This is a genomic window from Vagococcus sp. WN80Y (assembly GCF_059621045.1).
In genome coordinates this window covers 25,611-35,696 of record NZ_JCAQHY010000133.1, presented here as the reverse complement: position 1 = coordinate 35,696, position 10,086 = coordinate 25,611, and the positions used below count along the sequence as shown (strand labels likewise).

General features: G+C 37.4%; 12 protein-coding genes and 1 riboswitch. Of the genes, 8 read left to right on the top strand and 4 right to left on the bottom strand.

What is annotated here, in order from left to right; translation table 11 throughout:
* Window positions 1–143: 143 nt before the first annotated feature.
* The 4 genes from AC5KOD_RS07165 to AC5KOD_RS07150 form a co-directional block, all read right to left on the bottom strand.
* Entirely contained in the window at window positions 144–671 is a 528-nt protein-coding gene (locus AC5KOD_RS07165) for an ECF transporter S component (protein WP_496913859.1), read from the bottom strand.
* Entirely contained in the window at window positions 658–1,086 is a 429-nt protein-coding gene (locus AC5KOD_RS07160) for a DUF4430 domain-containing protein (RefSeq protein ID WP_496913858.1), read from the bottom strand. The genes AC5KOD_RS07165 and AC5KOD_RS07160 overlap by 14 nt, the downstream gene beginning before the upstream one ends.
* A gap of 72 nt (window positions 1,087–1,158) precedes the next feature.
* A complete protein-coding gene (locus tag AC5KOD_RS07155) occupies window positions 1,159–1,716 on the bottom strand; it encodes a BMC domain-containing protein (RefSeq protein WP_496913857.1) in 558 nt (185 codons plus the stop codon).
* The gene (locus AC5KOD_RS07150; RefSeq protein WP_496913856.1) at window positions 1,717–3,069 is read right to left on the bottom strand and encodes a 4Fe-4S dicluster domain-containing protein; all 1,353 of its coding nucleotides are present in this window, start codon (window positions 3,067–3,069) and stop codon (window positions 1,717–1,719) included.
* Window positions 3,070–3,426: 357 nt separating this feature from the next.
* Between AC5KOD_RS07150 and AC5KOD_RS07145 the strand changes: the two genes are divergently transcribed.
* The 8 genes from AC5KOD_RS07145 to AC5KOD_RS07110 all read left to right on the top strand — a co-directional run bounded on the left by AC5KOD_RS07145 (window position 3,427) and on the right by AC5KOD_RS07110 (window position 10,084).
* Entirely contained in the window at window positions 3,427–4,533 is a 1,107-nt protein-coding gene (locus AC5KOD_RS07145; RefSeq protein ID WP_496913855.1) for an oxidoreductase, read from the top strand.
* 60 nt (window positions 4,534–4,593) lie between these two features.
* Complete coding sequence (locus AC5KOD_RS07140) at window positions 4,594–4,938, top strand: BMC domain-containing protein (RefSeq protein WP_496913854.1); 345 nt, start codon at window positions 4,594–4,596, stop codon at window positions 4,936–4,938.
* 24 nt (window positions 4,939–4,962) lie between these two features.
* The gene (locus AC5KOD_RS07135) at window positions 4,963–5,397 is read left to right on the top strand and encodes a EutP/PduV family microcompartment system protein (protein ID WP_496913853.1); all 435 of its coding nucleotides are present in this window, start codon (window positions 4,963–4,965) and stop codon (window positions 5,395–5,397) included.
* Between the two features lies 1 nt (window position 5,398).
* The gene (locus AC5KOD_RS07130; protein WP_496913852.1) at window positions 5,399–5,956 is read left to right on the top strand and encodes a cob(I)yrinic acid a,c-diamide adenosyltransferase; all 558 of its coding nucleotides are present in this window, start codon (window positions 5,399–5,401) and stop codon (window positions 5,954–5,956) included.
* A 125-nt stretch (window positions 5,957–6,081) separates the two neighbouring features.
* Window positions 6,082–6,226: riboswitch (adenosylcobalamin (AdoCbl) riboswitch) on the top strand.
* Between the two features lie 309 nt (window positions 6,227–6,535).
* Window positions 6,536–7,648 carry a 1-propanol dehydrogenase PduQ gene (locus AC5KOD_RS07125; protein WP_496913851.1) on the top strand — a complete coding sequence of 371 codons (1,113 nt, stop codon included), beginning with the start codon at window positions 6,536–6,538 and terminating at the stop codon, window positions 7,646–7,648.
* A gap of 56 nt (window positions 7,649–7,704) precedes the next feature.
* The gene (locus AC5KOD_RS07120) at window positions 7,705–8,046 is read left to right on the top strand and encodes a BMC domain-containing protein (protein WP_496913850.1); all 342 of its coding nucleotides are present in this window, start codon (window positions 7,705–7,707) and stop codon (window positions 8,044–8,046) included.
* 45 nt (window positions 8,047–8,091) lie between these two features.
* Window positions 8,092–8,664, top strand: a complete 573-nt coding sequence (locus AC5KOD_RS07115; protein ID WP_496913849.1) for an ANTAR domain-containing response regulator — start codon at window positions 8,092–8,094, stop codon at window positions 8,662–8,664.
* Complete coding sequence (locus AC5KOD_RS07110) at window positions 8,657–10,084, top strand: sensor histidine kinase (RefSeq protein WP_496913848.1); 1,428 nt, start codon at window positions 8,657–8,659, stop codon at window positions 10,082–10,084. Before AC5KOD_RS07115 ends, AC5KOD_RS07110 begins: the two co-directional genes overlap by 8 nt.
* Window positions 10,085–10,086 lie beyond the last annotated feature (2 nt).

Sequence of the window (10,086 nt, the reverse complement as noted above, 5' to 3'; positions counted from 1 at the left end):
GATCGACCTACAAAGCCACTCCTGTCACTTTTATTATGACAGGAAATCGTCTGTAGGTCGATCACTTTTGTTTTCATTCTGTTTGGTGAGGGCGATAGCCCTCATGAGTGTTTGTCCCACCCTCTTCTTTTTTGAATTAGGTTTTAGCGAGTATCATACTTGTTCAAAAGTTGTTTAAAAAGTGGTGCTAGTATGAGATAGAACCCGACATTCCCAATGGCATGTAAAAAATCAAAGGATAGTCCTTGAATGTAGTAGGGCAAGAACGCGGTAATTCCGTATAGTTTATAGCTAACTAAACTAATAATTAGACCGTATAAAAAACCGGCTAAAAAACTAAAAAAGGCTTGTAAAATCAAGTTTTTCTTAAAAAATGGCAACTTTCCAAGTAGATAAAAAACAATCAAGATTGCTGCATAACTAGCTAATTGGGCTAGAGTCCAGACGCCCATCCCTAAGTAGAGATTGGTTACAATGACTGACAAAAGACTGACAATTAACCCTTGTTTTAATCCGCGATTCAGAGTCATAATTAATAAAATAGAGGTCATTGGTTGAACGTTTGGAATAAATTGAAACATCAATCGACCGACAACGCAAGCCGCGACCATTAATGATAAATTGGCAATTTCTTTAACAGAAAAGGCTGTTTTATTATTAGAATTTAGCATAGGTGAACACTACTTTATCGCCATCTGCTAAGGGAGTGTCTTTGGCTCCTGTATTAACCATCTCATCGTTTATCATATAGGTCCAATAAGTGCCGTCAGTAGTGTTTTGTTCGACACCATCGATAGAAGTGATCATACCGTCTTTTTCTTTAACATCAAAATTTTCTTGTACAACCTCCATCAGATTGCTATCTTTAGAAACTGTAATTGTTTTTTTATTTGCTTCTTTTTCATCTTGAATCAAGCTAATTGTCACACTGATTTCTTCAACTGTACTTGTTTGAGTAGTGGAGTTAGCCGCTTTGCTTGACTCAGTTCCTGTTTCTTGCTCATTTTTACTGCAGCCAACTAAAATTACTAATGACCCAACAATTAAGAGACTCAGTAAACGTGATACTTTTGATAATTCTTTCATTTCTATTCCTCCAAATAATGTTATTGCGTGTCTTAATTCTATCTTACTTGGTTATGTTTGTGAAGTCTAGACTTAAAATACTAAACTATTAATCAATTCTTTTCGAGGATTAGGTAGAACAATATGGTTAATGATCATTGCCTCATCTTTGGCTCCTTCAACTCCTGCATGAACAGCTGCTTTAACAGCATCAACATCGCCAGTCAAAACAACAAAAGACTTGCCAGCAATTCCGGTAGCTAATTGTAAACTAATGAGATCAACATCGGCGGCTTTTACTGCATAGTCAGCAGCAATAATAGAACCTGCCGCTGAATAGTATTCGATGGCGCCCACTGCTTGAGCATTTTCTGGAACATGTGTCATATTAATTGCACGAATAACTTGTGGGTTGATTCTAGGGATTACAAGTTTACCAACAACGTGCATACCACCAATCCTAGCGCCTTCACTGATTGAACGATCAATTGAATCTACTTTACCAGAAATTAGAATATAATATTTACCTGGACAACTAGCCTTTGCTGAGATTAATTCACAATCAGCTGCTTTTAGCATAAAGTCCACTGCCTCAATCCCTTTGGCGATACTATTAAGCTCTAAAAAACCAAGTGTATCAATTTCCATCATTTATGCCACGACCTTTCGAATATGGATGAGCTGATCACCGATAGCGATGACTTCTCCGCTAATACTTGCATGAATAGGGGCACCAAGAGCGTCATTATCTAAAGTTGCAATTAGCTGTCCTTTTTTGACATGTTGTCCTTTTTCAACGACTGGTTGACAAGGTGCTCCGATATGCATTTTTGTTGGAATAAAGACCTCATCGGCTTCATAAGAGATTAAATGAGTTAAATCATTATCAGCATATTTTTCAAGTCCCATTTTTAATAAAATGTTTTTCGGTGGTGTCTTTTGATAATCACGCATTGGTTGTGGTGTTAATTCTTGTCCATCATACGCATAACGAATGCCTTTTTCTGCTAAGCGCTGTTTAACATAAATGTTAACTTGACGAGGTGATAAAGACATCGGGCAGGCAATTACTTCACAAATTCCGCATTCACAACAAAGTACGGCTTGCTTCCAAACAGGGTCATCGTCTATATCAGCAGGAACTTCAGTCATCGAAAGGTGTCTCATTACCTGGTGCGGGTGAAGTGGGTGCCCAATTTGATACCTCGGACAGAGATCCGTACAAAGGGTACATTGAATACAGGAGGACTTTGCCTGATTAATAATTTGAATCATCTGTCTTTCGTGTAGTTTATACAAGTACTCTCGCTCTTCAAGAATAATAATGCCAGAGGTAGTTTTAGTTACAACTTGATCATCGAAGTTTGTATGATTGCCGATCTTACCCATCATCGGTCCACCGTTTAAAAAGATGAATTGTGTTAGTGGGGTGCCACCAGCTAGCTCTAGACACTTTGAAAAAGGCGTACCAATGGGAACTGACAACATTGTTGGATGATTAACTGCACCAGTTATGGTTAACAATTTTTCGGTTAAAGGTTGCTCATTAACGAATGCATGGTAAACGTTAAGCATGGTTGTGATATTTGAGACGACGCAACCAACTTGCAAGGGTATGCCACCAGGGGGAACAGTCCTGCCAGTGACTTCAAACACCATGATTTGTTCATCTCCAGCTGGATAAAAATTTCCCATAGTGTGTATAGTTATTGGGGCATCAAATGATTCAATTGCTTGTGTTAAAGAGGCGATTTCTTCTTTGTAATGCTCTTTTGTAACAATCACAATCTTTTCTGCTTCGACGCTTTTACCAACTTCTGTAATTGCTTGAATACATTTTTCTGCAAAATGTTTCATGACATAATGATCCGTTTTAAGTAAGGGTTCACATTCTGCAGCATTAATAATTAAGTATTCTGCTTTAGCATTAAGTTTTTTGGCTGTCGGAAAACCAGCACCACCTGCTCCGACAATTCCTGAATTATGGATTTTTTCTAATAACATTTTATCACCTACATCTTTTCTATTTTTAGTGTAGACGCCATTGTCAGTTTCATTGTAAGCCCTGACATTAACTAAATCAATACTAATTAACTGGTGATTTAATTTTTAAGAAGCCAAAATAGTTAAAGAATGTAAGAAATAATCAACCAATTAGCGGTTTTTTATAACAAATAATTGGTGTTATTGTTTGTGAAAAATATTTTATCTTTGACTGATCTTCGAACATTTGCTATGATAATTGTTGAGATGACGCTTACAAGGGTGTAAGATAATACAGAATGCAACGATGCAAAAGAGTTCCTTCTTTTTTGCGTCGTTTTTTTTCTAGCAGTTAATTGGATAAGTGAGGTGAACTAAATGAGAGTTGACGAACCGTTGATACTATCATCGGGAGTAAAGTTAAAAAATCGATTATTCTTTGCGCCAATTTCAACACTGGATAGCACTTTAAATGGCCTCGTATCAACAAATGAATTAGCTTTTTTTGCCAAGCGAACTGGTGATGTAGCAGCGATAGTGGTTGCGTCAGCTTATGTAAGTTCAACTGGAAAAGCTTATGAATATGGCTTAGGAGTCAGTCATGATTACCAACTTTCTAGCTTAAAGCAAGTAGCTAAAGCGGTACAACAGTCTGGAACTAAAGCCTTCTTACAGCTGTATCATGGAGGTGGTATGACATACTTTGTCAAGCAACCTCGATACGTTTGTGTCAGCAAAGAGTCTGATAACTTGGGTCCAGTTTGTTATGATGAGTTGAATGAGGAAGGAATTGAGACCATCATTCAGGATTATGAGCAAGCTATTATTCGAGCTATTAAAGCTGGTTTTGATGGAGTTGAAATTCATGCTTCAAATTCATATTTACCTCAACAATTTTTAATGCCTAGTTGGAATCAACGTAAGGATCGTTGGGGTGGCAGTTTGAGCAATCGTCTCCGATTTTTGTGCAAAATTATTGAAAGAGGAAAAAGGGTGGTTGCGAGTTATGCAAAGCAACCATTTGCTTTGGGGCTTAGATTGTCACTTGAAGATACTATGGTGACCGATAGAGCCAAGCGTCAAGAGAGTTTTTATGATAGTTTATTGATTATTCAAGCTTTAAATGACTATCCATTAGATTACCTCCATGTGACGAGTCAGAATATTTTACAAAAAGTGATGATTGAGTCACAGTTAGTTGATTTATTAGAGATGTTAAAAGTGATGTCTCCGAATGTTCCGATTATTGGTTGCGGAAATTTATTGCAATCAGCAGAGGTTGATATGGCTTTGGATCGGTGTCAACTGGTTTCTGCCTGTCGTCCATTTGTTTTGCAGCCTGAGTGGGCTAAACTAGTGTTAAAAGGAACGCCAATTGAATTAGTGGAAACTGAATTGACTGGCAAGGAGAGACAACGATTAGTCATTCCACGTCGATTATGGAAAAGCGTTCAAGAATCAGCTGATTGGTATCTTTATCGCTAATTAATCGTGAAAGAGACTTGGGTAGAAGTAAGTTTTAAAGAAAGAGTGAGGTGAGGATCTTTGGAAGAGAAACAACGTGTGATTCAAGAATCAGTTCCTGGAAGACAAGTAACAATTGCTCATATCATTGCAAGTCCAGATCAAAAAGTTTACGAAAAAATAGGGATTTTGGAGTTTCAACATCAGGCCCTAGGTATTTTAACAATTACACCAAGTGAAGCGGCAATTGTGGCTTCCGATGTTGCAACAAAAGCAGCTAATGTTAAAATTGCTTTTATGGATCGGTTCAGTGGTGCAGTTGTAATGGCTGGAGATGTGACAGCCGTTGAAGCTGGATTACAGGCTGTGATAATGACGCTGGATTCATTGTTACATATTAAAGGAGCAACTATAACACGGTCATAATAAAAAGAGGCGAGAGGTGTTGTTATGAAGAAGATTATGTTAGTTGGAGCTGTTGGAACGGGAAAAACAAGCCTGACACAGCGATTACAGGGCTCTGAAATAGTCTATCAAAAGACACAAGCGATTGAGCATGGGCTTGATATCATTGACACGCCAGGTGAGTTTACTCAAAGACGCCAATATTACAGTGCGCTTCAAGTAACCTCAGCACAAGCAGATGTCATCGGGTTACTTCAAAGTGTTAATGAAAATTTTAATACCTTTCCGCCAGGATTTGCGACCATGTTTTCTAAACCAAGTATTGGGATTGTAACTAAAATTGATCTAGCTACTACCGAAAAGGAGATACAAATGACGGAAGCCAGTTTGCTAGCTGCGGGAGTCCAGACGGTTTTTCAATTATCAGCGTTGACCAATCAAGGAGTAGAGGACTTGTTATCATTTTTAAAGGAGGGTTAAGATGAAAATCTATACAAAGACTGGTGATAAAGGTGACACAAGTATTATTGGTGGTGAAAAAGTAAAAAAATGTGCCAATCGAGTGGTAGCATATGGGACAACAGATGAATTAAATTCTTATATTGGTGTGATTATTAGTCAGATGAAGAGTAGTCCTGATATAAAGAAAGATTTAATTGAGATTCAACAAATTTTGTTTGATTGCGGGACAGATATGGCAACACCAAACAGTTCAAAAGGCTATCGAACGGATGAGGTACCAACCAAATGGCTAGAAAGCTGTATTGATAAGTATGCAGTCTCACCGCCAGAAATTAAGGAATTTATTTTACCTGGAGGTGATCCGATCGCAAGCCAGTTACATGTTGCTCGAACGATTGCTCGCCGTGCAGAGCGGTATGTGGTTGCGACAAGTCTTGAAGAGGAAATAAATACAGATGTGCTAATATTTTTAAACAGGTTGTCGGATTATTTTTTTGCTGCTGCACGTCTTGTTAACTTCCGTGAAGGACGACCTGATATTAATTATCGCCGTAACAGTCAAGTGTTTTATAATTAATGAGCTCTAAAAAGAATATATAGAAAGTGTTCTAAATCAATGGTTGAAAGCGGTAATTATTTTTTGGGAAAATAATTCGTTAGCTGTTGTATTCTTTTTTTTGTTATGCTAATATGAATGTGTGATAAAGATTGTCTAAGGTTTTAAATAGATGGAAGTTTGGTGTAAATCCAACACGGTCCCGCCACTGTAATGAGCTTCGGCTTTAAGTCAGGTCTTTCTATTCTTAACCAGGTACTTACTGTTTCGTGGTAAAACAGAAGGTATGGTTGGCTTTTGAGCTAACTAAAGAATTGCCTATTGTTTTATTCAAGTGTGCCGACTGACAAGTTAAATTGAACGAATCAATTTATTATGAGTGCGTTACTAAGAGATGCAACAAGCTCTCAGCACATAGACGTGTGATAAAACATTAGGCAAAAGGAAATGACTTACTAAGAAGTAAGTCTTGGCACAATGACGTGCTCCTACTGCCTTTTTTATTTTGAATTTTTAAGTTTTAGTTGGCAATGACGCTACCTAAAAGGTCGAAACTGGTCTTTTTTAGGTAGCTTTTTGTATTTTTTCGGAGGTGGAAAGATGGAGCAATTAAATTTTAATACGCATATTTTTATTGGTAATGATGCTTTGGTTTGTTTGGGAGAGTATTCGAATGAGCGAATTTGCATAGTGACAGATAAATTTATGGTTGACTCTCACTTGATTGATTTTGTGACCAATCATATAAACGAGTCCAATATCTATGATGTGTTCACTGATATTGTGCCAGATCCGACGATAGATAACGTAGTGAGTGGGGTGGCAACATTAGCCAGCTTTAAGCCAACTCTCATGATCGCTTTTGGAGGTGGGTCAGCAATTGATGCAGCCAAAGCTATTAAGTTTTTTGGAATTAAGCTTGAAATCATCTCTGAATTAGCGATGATTGTCATTCCGACGACTAGTGGGACTGGTTCTGAGGTCACGAATTTTGCAGTTATTACTAATCCGAGTGTTGGGTTAAAATATCCGCTGGTGGATGAGCTATTGCAGCCTGATAAAGCAATTTTAGATGCTCGTTTAGTAAAAACGGTCCCACCCAAAATCACTGCTGATACAGGAATGGATGTGTTAACTCATGCACTTGAGGCTTATGTTTCAACAGGTGCCAACGACTTTTCTGATGCATTGGCTGAAAAAGCTGCTGAGTTGATTTTTAAGTATTTAGAACGAGCTTATAGAAACGGTGAAGATATGGAGGCACGGGAGAAAGTTCATTATGCTTCTTGTATTGCTGGTATGGCATTCAATCAGGCATCGTTAGGATTATGCCACGGTATTGCACACACGCTCGGAGGTAAATTACATATGCCTCATGGTAGAATTAATGGTGTATTGCTACCTAGTATTATTCAATTCAATGCGAATGAGAGTCAACGCGCACTTGATAAGTATGCTCAATTGGCTCGTAAACAAGGCTTAGCTAACTCTCATGGAAAAGTGGGAGTTCGTCATCTTGTTAATGAAGTGATTGATTTAAGACAAAAATTAGAAATGCCCGCTTCATTTTTAGAGGCCGGCTTTATCCGGGAAACATATCAATCAGAGTTGCACCAAGTTGAACAAGAGGCATTGTTAGATCCAACGACTCGTACCAATCCTGTTCAACCAACAAAGGAACAAGTTAAGCAAATTATTTTAAGTTTGTTTTGACAGTTATGAGGAAACTGGCTTATAATTCAAGCAGATAGTGGAAAGAAGGCGTTTAGATGAGTGATAAACAACGTTTAATTCAAGAGTATGTGCCGGGAAAACAAGTAACGATGGCTCATATTATCGCAAATCCAACGACCGATAGCTATGAAAAGTTGGGCATTCTGGCGACCAGTGGAGCTATTGGAATTTTAACGATTACTCCAAGCGAAGCGTCTATTATCGCAGTTGATATTGCTGCTAAAGCTGGAGATATTGAGATCGGGTTTGTTGATCGCTTTAGTGGTTCGGTGGTTATTACGGGCGACCTATCTTCTATTGAATCAGCTCTGAATGCTGTTGTAGAAGGGCTGAAGGCTATTTTGGGATTTTCTAGTACGGTGGTCACTAAAACATAGGTGTTTTTATTATAGTGAAATTTTTAATGGCAGGGAGTGGGTATCGTGAATGGAAGAATTATCATAGTTGATGATGAACCTCTAACGAGAGTAGACCTGAGAGACATGTTAGAATTGGCCAATTACGATGTAGTTGGCGAAGCAGCAGACGGCTTTGAGGCAATTGAGATGTGCAAGCGCGAACGTCCAGATTTAGTCATAATGGATGTGCAGATGCCATTGCTTGACGGTTTAAATGCCGGGAAGAAAATTATGAGTGAAAAATTAGTTAAGTCAATTTTAATGTTAACGGCTTATAGTGATGAGGTTAATCGTCAAAAGGCTATGGCGTTTGGTGCAGTAGGCTATTTAGTAAAACCCTTGGATGAGAAGTCTTTCATACCTATGGTTGAGATGGCAATAGCTAAAGGAAATGAAGTCAGCAAGTTAGAGCGAGATGTCAGTAACTTGTCAGAAAAATTAGAGCATCGAAAAATGATTGAAAAGGCAAAAGGAATCTTAATGTTCAATCACACGATCAATGAGGAAACAGCATATCAGCAAATTCGGAAGTTAAGTATGGACAAAAGGTGCCCAATGATTGATGTTGCCGAAATGATTGTGATTGCAAATGGTTGAGGATGATATCAGACGATTGTGCCATAAGTACTCAGAGTTTACAGCCACTGATATTGAAGAAATCATTAAAGAAGCGAAAAGTATTGAAAAGAGTATTCGTTATCAAAATGAAGATGTCTTTATTGATATTTTATCGGATGTGACAGATGAAGCAATAGTTGTTTATCATCGTCGTCCAGCGCTAAAAGAATCTATCTATCAAGAAACAGTTGTCGGTAAAGTAGCGAAACGTCTAAATGAGCCAGGGGTTTATCGTACCTTTGAAACGTCCTTAAATACTGAAGGGCTTTTGGCAAAAACACAGGAAAATCGTTTAATACGTCAAAAAGTCTTTCCCATTCGTAATAATCAACGAAACATTGGTGTGTTGATTATCGAAGCGCCTGTCAATGATCGAATGGAAGAGAGTTACTATTTACCAGATGAAGAAAAGTATCCTATAAAAAAAGGCCAGTCTAATCAGCCGATGATGTTTTATAAAACATTGATAAATAAATTAGATGAAGCAATTTTAATTTTTGATAATGAAGGCTATTTGATAATCAATAATGAGGTAGCAGAATCTTATTACTATCACTTTGGTTATATGGAAAAAATTCATGGTTTTCATTATGATAATTTATCCCTTGATACGTCTACTTTTGAGCAATTATTGTATTTAAGAAACGCAGAGAAATGGGACGAAGTAGCGGAAAAAGAAATCTTTTTTGGGGAAACTCATTTTAAGATGACGCGTTTTTTTGATGATGAGACTGAGATATTTAGCATGATTTTACATGATAAAACTGAAATTTATAATAAAGAGGTTGAAATTATTACAAAGTCGGTAGCTATTAAAGAAATTCATCACCGAGTTAAGAATAATCTCCAAAGTATTGTCTCTTTACTAAGAATTCAAAGTCGTCGAAGTGAAAGTGATGAGGTTAAGAAATTACTGCGGGAAAGTGAATCACGGATATTAGCAATTTCAACCGCTCATGAATTACTTTCTAAGCAGTTAGCTGACGACATATCTTTAGTTTCAGTACTAGACTTAACAATTAATAATGTTCACCGTTCATTTTTAGGAAGCAAGCAAATTGCGCTTGAAAAATACATTGATGACACGGTTTTTTTAGACAGTGATAAAACAGTCACGGTTGCGTTGATTGTTAATGAACTATTACAAAATAGTTTTGAACATGGGTTTGTTGAGGAGCATCCTCAGAATTTAATTCAAATTGAGGTAACTAAAATTGATGATGGGACTATTTCTGTAATTATTCAAGATAATGGAGTGGGCTATCAATCGAAGAAAGCCCATAAGAATAGTCTGGGGTTACAAATAGTCTCAAGTTATGTTAAGGAAAAATTACGAGGGAAGTTACATATTAAATCAAACAAATCCGGTACCACCACTCGCTTTTATTTTAAGCAGTGATA

What these genes read in the sequence shown, in the direction of transcription:
- AC5KOD_RS07165 (WP_496913859.1), bottom strand. Translation starts at nt 671, where the DNA reads ATGCTAAATTCTAATAATAAAACAGCCTTTTCTGTTAAAGAAATTGCC.
- AC5KOD_RS07110 (WP_496913848.1), top strand. Translation starts at nt 8,657, where the DNA reads ATGGTTGAGGATGATATCAGACGATTGTGCCATAAGTACTCAGAGTTT.
- AC5KOD_RS07125 (WP_496913851.1), top strand. Translation starts at nt 6,536, where the DNA reads ATGGAGCAATTAAATTTTAATACGCATATTTTTATTGGTAATGATGCT.
- AC5KOD_RS07150 (WP_496913856.1), bottom strand. Translation starts at nt 3,069, where the DNA reads ATGTTATTAGAAAAAATCCATAATTCAGGAATTGTCGGAGCAGGTGGT.
- AC5KOD_RS07155 (WP_496913857.1), bottom strand. Translation starts at nt 1,716, where the DNA reads ATGATGGAAATTGATACACTTGGTTTTTTAGAGCTTAATAGTATCGCC.
- AC5KOD_RS07135 (WP_496913853.1), top strand. Translation starts at nt 4,963, where the DNA reads ATGAAGAAGATTATGTTAGTTGGAGCTGTTGGAACGGGAAAAACAAGC.
- AC5KOD_RS07120 (WP_496913850.1), top strand. Translation starts at nt 7,705, where the DNA reads ATGAGTGATAAACAACGTTTAATTCAAGAGTATGTGCCGGGAAAACAA.
- AC5KOD_RS07160 (WP_496913858.1), bottom strand. Translation starts at nt 1,086, where the DNA reads ATGAAAGAATTATCAAAAGTATCACGTTTACTGAGTCTCTTAATTGTT.
- AC5KOD_RS07145 (WP_496913855.1), top strand. Translation starts at nt 3,427, where the DNA reads ATGAGAGTTGACGAACCGTTGATACTATCATCGGGAGTAAAGTTAAAA.
- AC5KOD_RS07130 (WP_496913852.1), top strand. Translation starts at nt 5,399, where the DNA reads ATGAAAATCTATACAAAGACTGGTGATAAAGGTGACACAAGTATTATT.